The sequence below is a fragment of the Anaerobacillus sp. 63XJN7_5_ISO-PGPR-S23-430 genome (assembly GCF_056173695.1).
Map to the genome: position 1 here is coordinate 2,931,300 of NZ_CM149686.1, position 16,727 is coordinate 2,948,026.

14 protein-coding genes and 1 tRNA gene are annotated in these 16,727 nt (G+C 39.5%); all 15 read right to left on the reverse strand.

The window, feature by feature from the left end; genetic code table 11:
* Positions 1-45: 45 nt before the first annotated feature.
* Complete coding sequence (gene yihA, locus AC0VYJ_RS15495) at positions 46-627, reverse strand: ribosome biogenesis GTP-binding protein YihA/YsxC (RefSeq protein WP_194219377.1); 582 nt, start codon at positions 625-627, stop codon at positions 46-48.
* Positions 624-2,945, reverse strand: coding sequence for an endopeptidase La (lon, locus tag AC0VYJ_RS15500; RefSeq protein ID WP_194219376.1), 2,322 nt, complete (start codon positions 2,943-2,945; stop codon positions 624-626). The genes yihA and lon overlap by 4 nt, the downstream gene beginning before the upstream one ends.
* A 253-nt stretch (positions 2,946-3,198) precedes the next feature.
* Entirely contained in the window at positions 3,199-4,866 is a 1,668-nt protein-coding gene (gene lonB, locus AC0VYJ_RS15505) for an ATP-dependent protease LonB (protein ID WP_475365565.1), read from the reverse strand.
* A 131-nt stretch (positions 4,867-4,997) separates the two neighbouring features.
* Positions 4,998-6,272 carry an ATP-dependent protease ATP-binding subunit ClpX gene (gene clpX, locus AC0VYJ_RS15510; protein WP_194219374.1) on the reverse strand — a complete coding sequence of 425 codons (1,275 nt, stop codon included), beginning with the start codon at positions 6,270-6,272 and terminating at the stop codon, positions 4,998-5,000.
* Between the two features lie 327 nt (positions 6,273-6,599).
* A complete protein-coding gene (gene tig, locus AC0VYJ_RS15515) occupies positions 6,600-7,892 on the reverse strand; it encodes a trigger factor (protein WP_194219373.1) in 1,293 nt (430 codons plus the stop codon).
* A gap of 259 nt (positions 7,893-8,151) precedes the next feature.
* Positions 8,152-9,180: a tetratricopeptide repeat protein gene (locus AC0VYJ_RS15520; RefSeq protein WP_475365566.1), complete on the reverse strand. Its 1,029-nt coding sequence runs from the start codon at positions 9,178-9,180 to the stop codon at positions 8,152-8,154.
* A 414-nt stretch (positions 9,181-9,594) separates the two neighbouring features.
* A tRNA-Arg gene (locus AC0VYJ_RS15525) sits at positions 9,595-9,671 on the reverse strand.
* A gap of 96 nt (positions 9,672-9,767) precedes the next feature.
* Positions 9,768-10,283: a metallophosphoesterase gene (locus AC0VYJ_RS15530; RefSeq protein ID WP_475365567.1), complete on the reverse strand. Its 516-nt coding sequence runs from the start codon at positions 10,281-10,283 to the stop codon at positions 9,768-9,770.
* A 108-nt stretch (positions 10,284-10,391) separates the two neighbouring features.
* Positions 10,392-10,985 (reverse strand): XTP/dITP diphosphatase, encoded by a 594-nt coding sequence (locus AC0VYJ_RS15535; protein ID WP_475365568.1) that lies wholly within the window; start codon positions 10,983-10,985, stop codon positions 10,392-10,394.
* Positions 10,978-11,736 carry a ribonuclease PH gene (rph, locus tag AC0VYJ_RS15540; RefSeq protein ID WP_194219369.1) on the reverse strand — a complete coding sequence of 253 codons (759 nt, stop codon included), beginning with the start codon at positions 11,734-11,736 and terminating at the stop codon, positions 10,978-10,980. Before rph ends, AC0VYJ_RS15535 begins: the two co-directional genes overlap by 8 nt.
* A gap of 202 nt (positions 11,737-11,938) precedes the next feature.
* Positions 11,939-13,024 carry a GerMN domain-containing protein gene (locus tag AC0VYJ_RS15545; RefSeq protein WP_475365569.1) on the reverse strand — a complete coding sequence of 362 codons (1,086 nt, stop codon included), beginning with the start codon at positions 13,022-13,024 and terminating at the stop codon, positions 11,939-11,941.
* Between the two features lie 209 nt (positions 13,025-13,233).
* Entirely contained in the window at positions 13,234-14,031 is a 798-nt protein-coding gene (gene racE, locus AC0VYJ_RS15550) for a glutamate racemase (protein WP_303532037.1), read from the reverse strand.
* 30 nt (positions 14,032-14,061) lie between these two features.
* On the reverse strand, positions 14,062-14,511 hold the full coding sequence (locus AC0VYJ_RS15555; protein ID WP_194219366.1) for a MarR family winged helix-turn-helix transcriptional regulator: 450 nt from the start codon (positions 14,509-14,511) through the stop codon (positions 14,062-14,064).
* Positions 14,512-14,702: 191 nt separating this feature from the next.
* Positions 14,703-16,430, reverse strand: coding sequence for a phosphoenolpyruvate--protein phosphotransferase (gene ptsP, locus AC0VYJ_RS15560; RefSeq protein WP_475365570.1), 1,728 nt, complete (start codon positions 16,428-16,430; stop codon positions 14,703-14,705).
* Positions 16,430-16,696: a phosphocarrier protein HPr gene (locus AC0VYJ_RS15565; RefSeq protein WP_136947743.1), complete on the reverse strand. Its 267-nt coding sequence runs from the start codon at positions 16,694-16,696 to the stop codon at positions 16,430-16,432. Before AC0VYJ_RS15565 ends, ptsP begins: the two co-directional genes overlap by 1 nt.
* Between the last annotated feature and the right edge of the window lie 31 nt (positions 16,697-16,727).

A 16,727-nucleotide genomic window follows, 5' to 3' on the forward strand; every position in this document is an offset into this window, starting at 1 on the left:
AAATAATCATAAAGAAAAACCCGATCTATTGACCGGGCTTGATAACTACAAATAAGATTTAATTGCACCCCATACATTTTCTTTACCTTGTCCAGTATGAGAAGAAAACGTGACGAGCTTGTCGGATGGTTCAATTTTCAGCGTCTGGTTAACAACTTTTAAATGTTTATCCCATTTTCCTTTAGGGATTTTATCCGATTTCGTCGCTACAACAATTACTGGTATTTCATAGTGCTTTAACCAGTCGTACATCACGACATCATCATTAGATGGAGAGTGACGTAAATCAACAATTTGAATGACCGCTTTAAGCTGATCTCGATCAGTTAAATAAGTCTCAATCATACGCCCCCAGGCATCTCTTTCTTTCTTGGATACTTTAGCAAAGCCATAACCAGGAACATCCACAAAATACAAAAGCTCATTAATCAAATAAAAATTAAGCGTTTGGGTTTTACCAGGTCTTTGTGATGTTCTAGCAAGATTCTTTCGATTAATTAGCGTGTTAATAAGAGAAGATTTCCCTACGTTAGATCGGCCAGCTAAGCCAATCTCAGGTAAACCATCTACAGGATATTGCTCTGGCTTAACAGCACTAATTATAAAATCTGATTTCGTTACTTTCATTTATTCTCCCCCACAAGTGCGGTTTTTAACACTTCATCCAAATGTGAGACTGGAAGGAATGTTAAATCTTTGCGAATGCTTTCTGGAATATCATCCAGATCTTTTTCATTTTCCTTTGGCATGATGATAGTGGTTAAACCAGCTCGATGCGCACTAAGCGATTTTTCTTTAAGTCCACCAATCGGCAGAACACGTCCACGTAACGTAATCTCACCGGTCATCCCTACATCTCTTCGAACAGCCTTGCCTGTTAATGCGGATACAAGAGCCGTGGCAATTGTAATCCCTGCTGATGGACCATCTTTTGGAGTAGCCCCTTCTGGTACGTGAATATGAATGTCGTTCGACTCATGGAACGACGGGTCAATGGATAGCTCTTCTGACTTAGAGCGAATATAACTAAACGCAGCTTGAGCTGATTCTTTCATCACATCGCCAAGTTTCCCTGTTAGAATGAGCTTACCTTTACCAGGTGATAGGGAAACTTCAATAGCAAGGGTGTCTCCACCAGCCGTCGTATAAGCTAGACCCGTGGCCGTTCCAATTTGATCTTCCTTCTCAGCTTCACCATAACGAAATTTCGGATGTCCAAGCAGCTCTTCAAGCATAGTTTCAGTAACAATAACGCGTTTTTTCTTACCTGAAACAATTAATTTCGTTGCTTTTCGACAAACCGTAGCAATTTGGCGCTCAAGATTACGAACACCAGCTTCCCTCGTATAGTGACGCACAAGCTTATAAAGACTCTCTTCTCTGAGCTGAAGATTTCCTTTTTTCAATCCGTGCTCTTCAAGCTGTCTTGGTACAAGATAATTCTTAGCAATATTCACTTTTTCAATTTCAGTGTACCCTGCAATTTGAATGACTTCCATACGATCAAGAAGTGGTTCCGGTATCGTTGCAAGATTATTAGCTGTTGTTACGAACATCACTTTCGACAGATCATACGGCTCTTCAATATAGTGATCACTAAATGTGTTGTTTTGTTGCGGATCAAGCACTTCCAATAAGGCAGATGATGGATCACCACGGAAGTCATTAGACATTTTATCGATTTCATCTAATAGAAAAACAGGGTTAACAGTGCCTGCTTTTTTCATCCCTCTGATGATTCGACCTGGCATAGCTCCAACATAGGTTCTACGATGACCTCGTATTTCAGCCTCGTCACGCACACCACCAAGAGAAATTCGCACAAACTCTCGTCCAATGGAACGAGCGACAGATCTTGCAAGTGATGTTTTACCTACACCAGGTGGTCCAACAAGACAAAGAATTGGTCCTTTGAGCGATTTGGTGAGTTGCTGAACAGCAAGATATTCTAGCACACGTTCTTTTACTTTCTCAAGACCGTAATGATCTTCATCAAGAATCTTTTCTGCATGATTAATATCTAGGTTATCCGTCGTTTCTTTTGACCAGGGTACTTGAATTAACCAATCAATATAATTACGAATAACAGAACTTTCAGCAGAGCTTTGCGGAATTTTCTCATACCGATCAAGCTCTTTATACGCCATTTCTTGAACGGATTCGGGCATATCCGCTTCTTCAATTTTCTCTTTCAGTGTTGCGATCTCACCAGTTTTACCTTCTTTTTCACCCAGTTCGTTTTGAATCGCCTTCATTTGTTCGCGAAGATAATACTCTTTTTGTGTTTTCTCCATCGACCGTTTTACACGCTGACCAATTTTCTTTTCAAGATCGATTACATCTTTTTCATTTTGAAGAATTTCAATCAGCTTATTTAATCGTTCTTGTGAACTATAGGTTTCTAGAATTTCTTGCTTTTGGCGAATCTTTAATGAAAGATGAGAAGCAATAATATCAGCAAGCCGTCCGGGCTGCTCGATATCACTTACAGAAGCAAATGTTTCCGCGGTCACTTTCTTCGAAACTTTAATGTATTGTTCAAATAAATCAAGAACTGTTCGCATTAATGCCTCTTCTTCAACATTCTTATCTGCGCTTTCATTAATTTGCTCTACTTCAACCTCATAAAACTCTTCTGTATCTTTAAATTCTACAATTTTTCCTCGTTGGAGCCCTTCAACAAGCACTCTTATTGTGCCATTTGGCAATTTCAGCATTTGCTTAACCGTTGCAAGTGTTCCAATTTCGTAGATATCTTTTACTTCAGGTGTTTCAATTTCCACCTCTTTTTGTGTAGATAGAAAAATTTTCTGGTCATCCATCATAACCTTCTCAAGTGCTTGTACAGACTTCTCACGTCCTACATCAAGATGTAAAACCATTGATGGGTAAACAAGCAAACCTCTTAAAGGCAGCAATGGCAATGTTTTATGTTCATTCTTCAATCACGGCACCTCCAGACAACAAACTAAAAAACGTTATGATTCGCAATTATCCGAGCTTATTCTATTGATAAGTTGTACTTCATTGTATCCTAAGTTTCTTCTACTTGTCTAATCATCCCTGCTCAAACTCCAAAAAAACTTACTTACAATAGAAAAACGCGCCTGGCAGTCTTTTTTAGCTATGTTAGCTGATCTAATTTATTTCACCTTTTTCTTTAACTTTTCTTCAATGCACAAAGAAAATCCCCGCCCCCTAACTTCCGGGCTGGGATTTTCCTATTACAATGGAAGGAAATTCTTGCGCTTTTTCAATCATAAAGGCTGCGTCAAATACTTCTGACAGATGTTTTACCGGTACTACAGTAATACCTTTTATGACTTTCAGCATTTCTTCATTATTCTCATATGGGATGAGGACTAATTCAGCACCAGCATCCCGTGCAGCTGTTACTTTGGCAAAAACGCCCCCGACAGGTTTAACAAACCCATGAATGCTAATTTCGCCAGTCATTGCAACTTTATGATTAACAGGACTTCCCTTAACAGCAGAGTATATACCTGTCGCAATAGCAACCCCTGCTGAGGGACCATCTACAGGAACACCTCCAGGAAAGTTAATATGTAGATGATAAGCCCCCACTGGTATCCCCATCGACTTTAATACGGTCATAACGTTTTCAACAGAAGATTTCGCAAGGCTCTTTCTTCGAATCGACTTTGACTGATTCCCGATGCTTTCTTCCTCAACAATACCTGTAATAGTAACAGAGCCTTCTTTTTCTAGTTTCCCTTTAACGGCTGTCACTTCAATTTCAAGTAAAGCTCCCATGTTTGGTCCATAAACTGCGAGCCCATTAACAACACCTGTTGCTGGGGAAAGAGGGATTTTTCTTTCTGGTCTCGGCGTAAGTCGACTGGCATGGATGACCCATTCCATATCTGCCGCAGTAATGCTTCCTCTATTTTCTGTAATCGCCAGTCCTGCCGCAATTTGCATTAAGTTAACCGCTTCACGACCATTTCTAGCATAGCGACTAACCCGCTCAATACCATCGTTATCGAGCGTAAGGTTTAATTTCTTCGCTGCTCTAGTCGCTATATGAGCGATTTCTTCCTGGCTCAGCTCACGGAAATAAACTTCCATACATCTAGAACGAATGGCCGGCGGAATATCTTCTGGAGTTCTCGTAGTCGCTCCAATCATTCTAAAATCTGCTGGTAATCCATTTTGGAAAATGTCGTGTATATGGTTAGGAATATTTGTATTTTCTTCATTATAATAAGCACTCTCAAGATACACTTTTCGATCCTCTAGAACTTTTAGCAGCTTGTTCATTTGAATGGGATGAAGCTCTCCAATTTCATCAATAAAGAGAATCCCTCCATGCGCATTCGTAACAGCTCCTTGCTTTGGCTGAGGAATGCCTGCCTGCCCCATAGCTCCCGCACCTTGATAAATAGGGTCGTGAACAGAACCAATTAAAGGATCAGCAATTCCTCTTTCATCAAAGCGGGCCGTAGTAGCATCTAGTTCTACAAAAACGGCTGAATTTTTGAAAGGCGTTCCACGGTTTCGCTTAGCTTCCTCTAGAACGAGGCGGGCGGCCGCTGTCTTGCCTACCCCAGGCGGTCCATATATAATCACGTGCTGCGGATTAGGTCCACAGATGGCGGCTCTTAACGTACGAATCCCTTCTTCTTGACCAACAATTTCAGAAAACCCAGTTGGCCGAATACGTTCTGATAGCGGTTCGCTTAGCGAAATACTTCTTAATCGACGTAAATGCTCCATTTCTTTTCGCGATTCTTTATCTATTGAAACTTTCTGGGTTCGCTGATTTCGAAGCAAATTCCAGAAATACAATCCGATCACTATTCCAAAAAATAATTGTATCGCAAGTGCTATCCCTGTCCAATTCATACTCCTACCTCCTGAAGATTGATCAATAGAACTAGTATCTCCTGAGGTTTCGTTCCATAAACCGGCAATCCACAAATTGGATAGGGCATCTCACAAAAAAGCCAATCACCCGCAGGCGATTGGCTTTGAAATTATGCACTTTCTTTAGGTGATTTCTTATCTTCGTCGATAACAGAACCATCTTCGAGAATCAATTTAGGCGTAGTCTTCTCACTTACTGTAGAAGCTGACAAAACGCACTTCTTAATCTCTTCACGAGCAGGAAGGTCATACATAACATCAAGCATAATTCCTTCAATAATCGATCGAAGTCCACGTGCACCAGTTTTTCTTTCAATTGCTTGTTTCGCAATTTCTACTAGTGCATCATCTTCAAACTCCAGTTCAACATCGTCAAGTTCAAGAAGTTTTTGATATTGCTTCACTAATGCATTTTTAGGTTTTGTAAGAATTTCTACTAGTGCTTCTTCGTCTAGAGGCTCAAGGCTTCCAATAACCGGAAGACGGCCAATAAATTCAGGAATCAGTCCAAAACGAAGGAGGTCTTCAGGAAGAACCTTACCTAGGTATTCACCTGGTTTAAGATCTTCTTGTTTTGCTTCGCCACTAAATCCAATAATTTTCTTACCAAGACGACGCTTGATAATTTGTTCAATTCCATCAAACGCTCCCCCGCAAATGAAGAGAATATTTGTTGTATCAATTTGAATAAATTCTTGATGAGGATGCTTACGTCCACCTTGCGGAGGCACACTAGCAGTTGTACCTTCAAGAATTTTGAGTAGCGCTTGCTGAACACCTTCACCAGAAACATCACGTGTAATAGAAGGATTCTCAGATTTACGAGCTACCTTATCAATTTCATCAATGTAGATGATCCCTTTTTCAGCTTTTTCTACATCGTAATCTGCAGCTTGAATGAGTTTAAGAAGAATATTCTCAACATCTTCCCCAACATACCCAGCTTCAGTTAATGAAGTAGCATCCGCAATAGCAAAAGGCACATTCAGAATTCTAGCTAGCGTTTGTGCGAGAAGCGTTTTACCGCTCCCTGTTGGTCCAATTAGTGCAATATTACTTTTCGCAAGCTCAACATCATCAGGTTTAGATGATGCATTAATACGCTTATAGTGATTATAAACGGCTACTGAAAGTGATTTTTTCGCCTTTTCCTGCCCAATGACATAGTCATCAAGAATTTGGCAAATTTCATGAGGTTTCGGTACTTCTTTGAAGTCCACCTCTTCTTCAGTTCCAAGTTCTTCTTCAACGATCTCAGTGCATAATTCAATACACTCATCACAGATATAAACACCTGGTCCTGCTACTAACTTACGGACTTGATCCTGCGTTTTACCACAGAAAGAACATTTAAGTTGTCCTTTTTCATCGTTAAATTTAAACATGAATTCACCCCTAACCTTTGATCTCGATGAAATCCGAGTAGGTCTATCTGCAAAGGAACTCCGTCAGTCCAATTGAACTTTAATTACTCATGAAGTAATCTTAACGGGCATCCACCACTGGTTTCTCATCCTATTTATGTAATGAAATTGTATCATATAACGCAAAAGGATACGAAATAAAACGACTCTTTAAAGCTTATTATGTATCAAGTTCTTTGTCTTACTACTATGTTTAGCAAATTTGTTACATTTCATTACTACTTCTTTTTGTAAAAACAAGGCGCGATTAAGCGCCTTGTTTTAAATAAGCCAATCTAATAGCTTGTATTAAGCTTTTTTACTGTTGTCTACAAGAACATCGATTGCTTTACGGATGCGTAGGTCACCTTTAAGTGCATCAGTGCCGCCCTGCATAGTAAGCATTGAACGAATTTGTTCTTCTTCCATGTTGTACATTGCAGCCATTTTAGAAAGTTCTTCATTCACTTCTTCTTCAGAAACTTCCACATTTTCAGCTTCAGCAATTGCTTCAAGAGTTAGGTTAGTACGCACGCGCTTTTCACCGTCTTCTTGCATTTGCTCACGAAGTGCTTTTTCATCCTGACCAGAGAACTGGTAGTACATTTCAAGGTTCATACCTTGTTGTTGAAGACGCTGTTCAAATTCTTGAAGCATGCGGTCAACTTCTGCATCTACCATAGCGGATGGAAGGTCAATCTCGCTGTTTTCAGTAGCTTTTTCAATCAACGTGTCTTTCTTTTGAACATCAGCATCTTCTGCTTTTTGTTTCTCAAGATTTTCTTTCGTTGTTTTCTTAAGCTCATCAAGTGATTCTACTTCTTCGTTTACATCTTTAGCGAACTCATCATCAAGCTCAGGAAGTTCTTTACGCTTAATGTCGTGAATTTTAACTTTGAATGTCGCTTCTTGACCAGCAAGATTCTCAGCATGATACTCTTCAGGGAAAGTAACTGTTACTTCCTTCTCAGCACCAGCTTTCTCACCAATTAGTTGCTCTTCAAAGCCAGGAATGAAAGTGTTTGAACCAATTTCTAATGAATAGTTGTCGCCTTGTCCACCTTCAAATGGTTCTTCACCAAGGAAACCTTCGAAGTCGATTACTGCTGTATCGCCTTCTTGAAGTTCTCCATCTTCAACAACAACAAGCTCAGCTTGCTTTTCTTGAAGTGACTTAAGCTCTGCTTCCACTTCTTCATCTGTAACGCTTGTCTCTTGTTCTTCAACTTCAAGACCTTTGTATTCGCCAAGTTTTACTTCAGGCTTAACAGTTACTGTTGCTTTGAAGATCAAGTTTTGACCTTTTTCCATTTGCTCCACGTCTACTTCCGGACGATCAACTGGCTCGATACCAGATTCATCGATAGCTTCTGAATAAGCTTTAGGAAGAATAATATCAAGAGCATCTTGATAAAGAGATTCTACACCAAAACGCTTTTCGAAAAGAGAGCGTGGCATTTTACCTTTACGGAATCCAGGTACATTAACCTGTTTCACGACTTTTTTGAACGCTTCGTCCAGCGCACTATTAACCTCAGTAGCGTCTACTTCTACTGTAAGAACGCCCTGATTACCTTCAAGCTTTTCCCAATTTGCAGTCATTTACACATTACCTCCAACAATAAATATATTTCCACTAATCGAGCGTTTAAAAAAGATGACGCCTTTTGGAGTATAAAAGCGTCTGCTGTCTTTTAAACGGTCTCTTTTACTAGTAAATATGGGTTTGCAACCATTTTATTATAACATAGAACAGTTACTTTTCAACACATACGGTATGATTGTAAACCGCGTAACCATAGTACAGCTTACCTATGTTCCCGAATGATCGCAAGGCAAAACATTCTATTTCCATGTATTTCTACTCAAACGGGCGATAAAATGGCTGATTTTCAATGTTCATGATCCGATTTGCAGCCACCTCAAATTCTGAAGACTTAACTTCATAATAATCGCTAAGCTCCTCATTTAACAAGTCTTCACCATTCATTTCAGAAGCCACTTTATGAACAGCTGCCGCCCAAACAGCACTGTTCGATGGTTCGGCTTCAAATGGCGAAATGGCGAACAAATAATGCCACCAAATTTGCATACACATCTCAAAAAGAGCTGGGTTTTTCTGTTCCACCACATGAGAAAGTTTCGATTTAACGCTTAAAGAAAAGTCCTGCAGAAAAATATCCTTCAATTCGGAAGGATTTACAGTAATCTCTCTTCCAAACTTATGTACGATAACTTCTTGATTCAACTCTTTTTCTCTTAAAACCTGTAACACCAGGCTTTTAAGGAGGGGATCCTTATCTGTTGCATTTAAATATGTAAGATAAACTGGAATAGACTTTTTCTCATTAACAGCGCTCAGTTTCTGTATAGCCAACCACTGTTTTTCCGTCTTATTGCTTTCTAAATAAGCAATTAGCTTGTCTGCATCTTCCTCTTGGACAGTTTCAAACTCATCGTCAGAATCGATATCATAACTCGTCATTTGCCTGCTGAAATGCAATAGCTGATAGAGCGATTCCGCTATATTTGACGGAAGTTGATTTTCTTGCAATACCGCTTCGATCATCGTAACTACATTCTGATACTTTCCAAGCTGAACTAAAATTGATATGTATACTTGAAAAATGTCGTAATAGTCCCCGATACCCTGCTGCATCATTGTTTCACAGCGTTCAGATGCTTCTTTTAAATCGCCCATTTCAACCAGGCTTAGGACCATTCCAAAATTCCCTTGAGGATGATCTGGTTCGATTTCAAGTAGCTGACTAAAATGTTTATGTGCCTCTTTAATTTCTTTAGCTTTAAGTGCTGCCATTCCTTTTTCGACAAGCTTGCCTGCCACGTTTGGAAAATAAACTATTTTCCTCTCATGCTTTTCTTTATCCATGACGTAATCGCTCCACTCTCTTATATTCTCTATTAAAAGAGTTTACAGCAGGAAAGGCGCAGCTACGATTAGGTATCAGTTTATCAGTATCCACCTGTAAACTCAAGTTGAAGCACGTTACAGGTTCTATTCCCGCTTGTTTATTGTTTAACACGCTCTATTAGTAAAGCGCTACGATAAGTGATTGTTCCCCTGAAAGCAAGTCACAGTACAGCACCGTTTCTGAACGTACTCATTAATGTGTAAGCTATGTTAGGTTATATTGATGAAATGTCGTTTTGGGCTCATTCAAGTGAAACCTTATTTTCACATCGTGAAAATAAGCCAAAAATCAACAACGTTCATTCACACAGCTCAAAGTATAAAAAAAAAAGCCATCTTATCACAATGATAAATGCCTTTACGTTATAGATATGGTGTCCCAGGAGAGATTCGAACTCCCGACCCACAGCTTAGAAGGCTGTTGCTCTATCCTACTGAGCTACTGGGACATTGTTTAGTTTGTAGCGACATTTATTAATATAACGAATATCAAAAATAATGTCAATAGAAAAACTAGAAAAACACAGCCTTCGCTGTGTTTTTTCTTAAGTGAGAGAAAATATTTTTGAAAGATCTTCTACTATTTCCCCAGTTTCATCACGATACGTCACGCTAACATCATTTTCAGACCATTCTACAATCGCATAAGTTTGAATCGGCGGTTTTCTCGGAAGTTTGACACTACCAGGATTAAGAAACAGTGTTCCTTCCTCATATACAGATAGGACCTCATGAGAATGACCAAAACAAACAAGATCCGCTTGTACTTCTTCAGCTTTATACTGCAATTTCATTAACGTCATTTTCACATTATATAAATGTCCATGGGTCGTAAAAACAGTTTTGTCCCCTACTTTATCGACCGATTCATCTGGATAACGATGGTCGTAATCACAGTTTCCACTCACTCTCACCTGAAAAGGTAGCATTTCAGATGCATCATAATCAAATTCTGAATCTCCACAGTGGATCATACATTCGACTTCATTTTGATGTCTCTCTACAAGATTCTGCAATTCTTCCTTAGAACTATGATTATCACTTACAACTAGAACTTTCATCTCACGTCACCTCTTCAATTTAGAGTCGAGTCATGAATGCTATTAATGTTAACTCAGGCAAAGAAGCCGTATATTCAACGAGTTCAAATCATTAGTTATCCATATGTTTTAAAATAAATCCTTAAATCCCTTTTCTAAACGATCAAGAGCTTGTCCTCTATGTGAGATAGCATTTTTTTCTTCAGGAGAAAGTTCAGCCATCGTTTTACCGTATGAAGGCAGGTAGAAAATCGGATCATATCCGAACCCGTAGTTTCCAGAACGTTCAAAAGCAATTGTCCCATTGCATGAACCCGAAAAAACTTCCGTGTTTTGACCAGGGATGGCGACCGCTAGAATACATTGAAAAGAAGCTCCACGATCTTCTTCAGGTACATTCTTCATTTCTTCGAGAACTTTGTCCATGTTTGCTTCATCATTTTTATCGAGTCCTGCATATCTAGCCGAATAAACCCCGGGATCACCATCAAGTGCATCTATGACAAGCCCAGAATCATCCGCAATAACCGGTTGGTTTGTTAATTTCATAATGGCTTCGGCTTTTAGTACGGCATTCTCCGCAAAAGTATGACCAGTTTCTGCCACGTCAGGCGCGTCTTCGAGATCCAATAAAGAAACTACAGTAAGCTCTTCTGACTCGAACCTTCTCTTAAATTCCCTTACTTTACCTTCATTCTTTGATGCAATAAGAAGTTTACGCATCGTCCGTAGATTCCTCCTTTATTTTTGAAGCAAACTCACCGATCACTTCTGTTTGCTTCTGAATCAATTTCTCAACACCATCTTTACCTAGCGCAAGCATTTCATTTAATTGATTCATATTAAACGTTGCTTCTTCACCTGTTCCCTGTAGTTCCACGAATTCCCCACTACCAGTCATAACAATATTCATATCCACATGAGCTGAGGAATCTTCCTTATAGCAAAGGTCCAATAAAGCCGTTCCACCTTGATCAATTCCTACCGAAGTGGCTGCAAGAAAATCAGTTAATGGCATTTTCTTAATTTGCTTTCGATTCATACCTTTTTCTACAGCCAGTGCAAGTGCTACAAATGCGCCAGTAATAGAAGCAGTTCGAGTGCCGCCATCTGCCTGAATCACATCACAATCAATCCAAATCGTGCGTTCTCCAAGCGCTTCAAGGTCAACTACCGTACGAAGTGCTCTTCCAATTAGACGCTGAATCTCCATTGTGCGACCAGCAACTTTTCCTTTACTTGATTCACGAATGTTTCTTTGTTCAGTAGCTCTTGGCAACATAGCATACTCGGCTGCAATCCACCCTTTCCCCTGTCCTCGCATAAAAGGTGGTACGCGATCCTCTATTGATGCAGAGCAAATCACTTTTGTATCTCCTACAGTAATTAATACAGAACCTTCCGGATGCTTTATATAATCTCTTTCAATATGTATCGCTCTAAGCTCATCTTCCTTACGTCCATCAATTCTCATACTCTTCCTCCTGTTCCCCATCTCTTTCATTACTAAATCATAACCATTTAATGAAACTACCTTTTATCTTTTCTAGACTATGTTAATAAACGTTACTGAATTTTAGATGACCCATGAATTTAAACGTAATAAGCCTAACTAACCTTCATTTAAATAGAAAAAGAGGCAGTACACCTGCCTCTTAATCGTATCATATTCTATTTTAAAAACCCACTTTGTTAACGTCTACTGGCCTTGAAACTGGTTCTGACAAAGCATTACCAGCTTCATCAATGACTTCTGGGTGACCATCAACAGTAATAGCTACTTCACTAATGCTTTCCTTCTCGGTTAACGAAAGAACCAGACTATTTATAATATCTTTCTGAATAACCATCTCTTCTGATCCAGTTAAGATCGCTTCATTAAAATCTAGCGTTAATAAACCATCTTCCTCTTTAGCCTTCAATAATTTTACGTCTTTAGATAGTTGACTAAATAAGCCGGAATGAACTGCCGGTCCTTCCATTAGTCCTTTCAATACGCCTCGCACATCATCCGAGACGCCTTCCATCCGTTTTGTAACTGGGACGTAGTATGCATAGTCTTCACTTTGAGCCATGAAATAGACGGTTACATCTTCGCTATTGGAAACATCAACCACATTACCCATCTCATGGTTAATCCCATTTGCCCTGCTAACACTCTCACCGATTGGCGTCCCATTCACAGGCATTTCCTGTTGATCATAGCCATTGATTTGAATTTTCACCTTCTCAATTCCGTCAAATTGAGTTAATGTCCAAGTGACAGCCTCAAGAATTTGTTTCTCATTTTCTGCAGCATAATCTTTAAACTCATTTGAGAAATCCACAACCACCGTTTCATCAACTTGATCAACGCCCTGGATAACAGTTCCAGCAGGCAACACAGCTTTAAAACCGTTAGGAAGCATTTCTGTCACTGGACCATCAACAACAAGGTATTCTAACGCTTGCTTTGCAGCACCTTCTACGGCAGGAAGTTGAACGCTCTGTGGCACAACCATTCCATTGGCATCAAGTAAATAGAGTTGACGAGTCGTCATTCCATTGGCTTCATCAGCCGCCTCTTCACCCGTCGCTTCTTCTACTTCACCTTCTTTTGTAGCACCTGTCTCATTATCCTCCATCTGTTCTCCATCTTTTACATAATCGACTTTAGGAGGATCGATTTCCTTTAATGATTTTTCAAAACCGAAACCGCAACCAGATATTGTTAATATACATGAAAGCAACAATAGCGCGAACCCAATTCCGCGTAAACGCATAGCTATCCCTCCCCGGATGGTTTGTACTACCATTTATACGAGTTATATTTCAATTTATACCTGAGTAATTTGAATAACTTGTTTTATCATTTATTAGGAGAGATACGAGCTTCAAAAATTGGCTACGATATTGAACCTTGGTGATTTCTAGAAATTTTTTGAGAAAGATTAATTTTTTGATAACTAAAAAAACTCTAATCTTTGATAGATTAGAGTTCGATACGTTCAACATTAGCTACAGGATAATCGAGCCAATGGCTCGCAATCCTAGCGAAGTTGTCAATTGATCCAGTTGTAAGAAATGTATGCGATGGACGTTCATCACCTGTATATAAAAGTGAACTGTACTCTAGAATACCACTCACTTCATATGCTGTTTCATCGCCTGAACAAATAATGGCTGTATCGTCTCCCATGACTGATTGAATCACTGATTCTAATAATGGATAATGTGTACATCCTAATATCAGGGTATCGATTCCTTTATTCATCAATGGGGCAAGCGTGCTTCTGACAGTCTGATACGTTTCTTCACTGTTCAGATTTCCGGTTTCGACCAGCGGCACAAAGGGAGGGCACGCAAGACTTTCCACTTTAATATCATTATCAATAGCTTTAAGGGAGTACTCGTAAGCTCGACTTTTTACAGTACCAGTCGTTCCAATTACTCCAATATACTTATTTGTCGTTTCTTTCAAAGCACTTCTTGCTCCAGGGTGAATAACACCTCTTACGGGGATAGATAGTTCATCTTGAATCTCTTTAAGAACGACAGCGGTCGCAGTATTACAAGCAATAATGAGCATTTTAATATGGTATTGCTCTAATAGGTAATTCGTCATTTCCCAGGTGAACTGCCTCACCTCAGAAACCGTTCTTGGCCCATAAGGACATCTTGCTGTATCACCTAAATAAACAATTTCTTCTTTTGGTAGCTGTCGCATAATCTCTCTTGCTACCGTTAGTCCGCCAACACCTGAATCAATAACCCCGATTGGTTTCTTCAAAATATTTCGCCTCTCTACTTACCGGTCCAGTTAGTTCTTTTTCATTTCGTCATAAAGTAAATGCAAACTTTCTTCAAGTGCTTTTACTTGATCCCCCGAGAATTTCTGGGTAATGTTTTCCAAATAGACCTGTCTTTTATGAATCACTTTTTTAATTATTTCATTTCCCTTATCTAATATATGAATTCGTACGACTCGTCGATCGTGTGGGTCTTTCACTCGTTTTACTAGCTCCGTTTTTTCCATACGATCCACGAGATCCGTCGTCGTACTACAGGCAAGATACATTTTATTAGACAGTTCTCCAATAGTTAAATCACCGTATTCAGAAAGCCATTGGAGCGCAAGAAATTGAGGAGGTGTAATGGAAAATTCACTCAAAAGTTCCCGTCCATGTTGTTTAATAATACCAGCAACCATACGAAGTGATTTCTCTATATCAACAATTGACGCTGGTTCTCTTGTTAATTCTTCAGACATCTAGTCTCCCCCTTATAATATCTTACATTCTATTTTGATTGTAACCGATATGAATTGCAAGAGATGACTCCTTCTAACTTCTTATTCATATGCCCATGTATAAGAAGTAGCGTAAAAAACTTACCGAATTCATCATTGCCCAAAAACGAATCATGAACATATGTAAATAAAAAAAGAAGAGCTATAGTTTCCTATAGCTCTTCCGTTGCGAAATGTTCTTGTACATAGGCAACCACTTCTTCATTTGTTGCAAGTGAAAGAATGTGATCGATATGAGAAGAAATCTCTTCTTTAGATAGCTTCGTCATTTGACTTCTAGCAGGCAAAATCGAAGTAGCACTCATGCTGAATTCATCGAGTCCAAGACCAAGAAGGATTGGGATCGCAATCTGATCTCCCGCCATTTCACCACACATACCAGCCCACTTGCCTTCTTTATGAGCTGCATCAATGACCATTTTAACAAGTCTAAGAATTGCAGGATTATATGGTTGGTAAAGGTAAGATACCTTTTGATTCATACGATCAGCAGCCATCGTATATTGAATAAGATCGTTAGTTCCAACACTAAAGAAATCAACTTCTTTAGCAAAAACGTCAGCCATTGCCGCCGTTGCTGGAATTTCAACCATCATACCAATTTCAATATCTTCTGATACCTGAATACCTTCCCCGATTAGCTCCTCTTTAACAGAAAGAAGCATCTCTTTAGCCTGACGGAATTCACCGACAGTTGCAATCATAGGAAACATTACTTTTAAGTTACCGAATACGCTAGCGCGAAGAAGTGCACGCAGTTGAGTACGGAAAATTTCCGTCTCTTCAAGGCAAAGGCGAATCGCACGGAACCCAAGGAACGGATTCATTTCTTTCGGAAGATTTAAGTAAGGTAGCTCTTTATCTCCACCGATATCAAGTGTACGGATTACGACAGGCTTACCATCAATTTTTTCAAGAACTTCTTTGTAAGCCTTGAACTGCTCTTCTTCTGAAGGCAATTCGTTACGGCCCATATATAGAAATTCAGTACGGTATAGGCCGACGCCTTCTCCACCGTTTTCAAGGACACCTTTTACGTCTTCAGGAGTACCGATGTTTGCTGCAAGCTCAACATGTTTCTCATCTTTCGTTGTTGTTGGCTCATTTACAAGCTTCGCCCACTCTTGTTTTTTAGCTTCAAAGTGTTCCTTTTTCTTTGTATATTCCGCAATTTCTTCTTCAGAAGGATCAACAATCACATTACCATCGATACCATCAATGATAACTAATTTACCTTCCACATCTTCAGAAGTAATAGTTTTCGTTCCAACGACAGCTGGAATTTCCATTGAACGAGCCATGATAGCAGAGTGAGATGTTCTACCACCAATATCCGTCGCAAACCCTTTAACAAACTGCTTATTTAATTGAGCAGTGTCAGAAGGAGTGAGATCTTCAGCTAGAACAATAACTTCATCGGTGATTGCACCTGGAGATGTAAACGTAACGCCAAGTAAATGAGCCAGTACACGTTTAGATACGTCTCGAATATCAGCAGCACGTTCTTTCATGTACTCATTATCCATGTTCTCAAACATGCTAATAAACATATTCGAAACTTCACTCATTGCACTTTCAGCATTTACTTTTTCATTATTAACTTTATCTTTCACTGCATTCAACAACTCTGGATCAGATAAAACGAGAAGATGAGCAGCAAAAATCGCTGCTTTATCTTCTCCGAGCTGTTCATTGGCGTGATTCTTAATGACTTCTAGTTCTTCTTTAGCACGATGAACGGCCGCTTCAAAACGTTCAATTTCAGCACCAGCATCAGTAATTGATTTTTGTTCAATTTCAAGTGCCGGATTTTCAAGTACGAACGCTTTAGCAATAGCAATTCCCGCAGAAGCGCCAATTCCAGTCAGTTGGTTAGACATTACTTGCCTAGACCTTCATTTTCCATAACTTCAGTTAGTCCTGCAATCGCATCGTCAGCATCTGATCCTTCTGCTTTGATAGTGATTTCAGAATTTTGTTGGATACCAAGGCTCATAACACCCATGATGGATTTCAAGTTTACAGACTTCCCGTTGTAATCAAGCGTTACGTCAGAGCTGTATTGACCTGCTTTGTTTACTAGTGCTGTCGCTGGGCGTGCGTGGATTCCTGATTCGCTTGTTACTGTGAAATTTTTCTCTGCCATTTTCAATTCCCTCTTTCAAATGTTATATTTT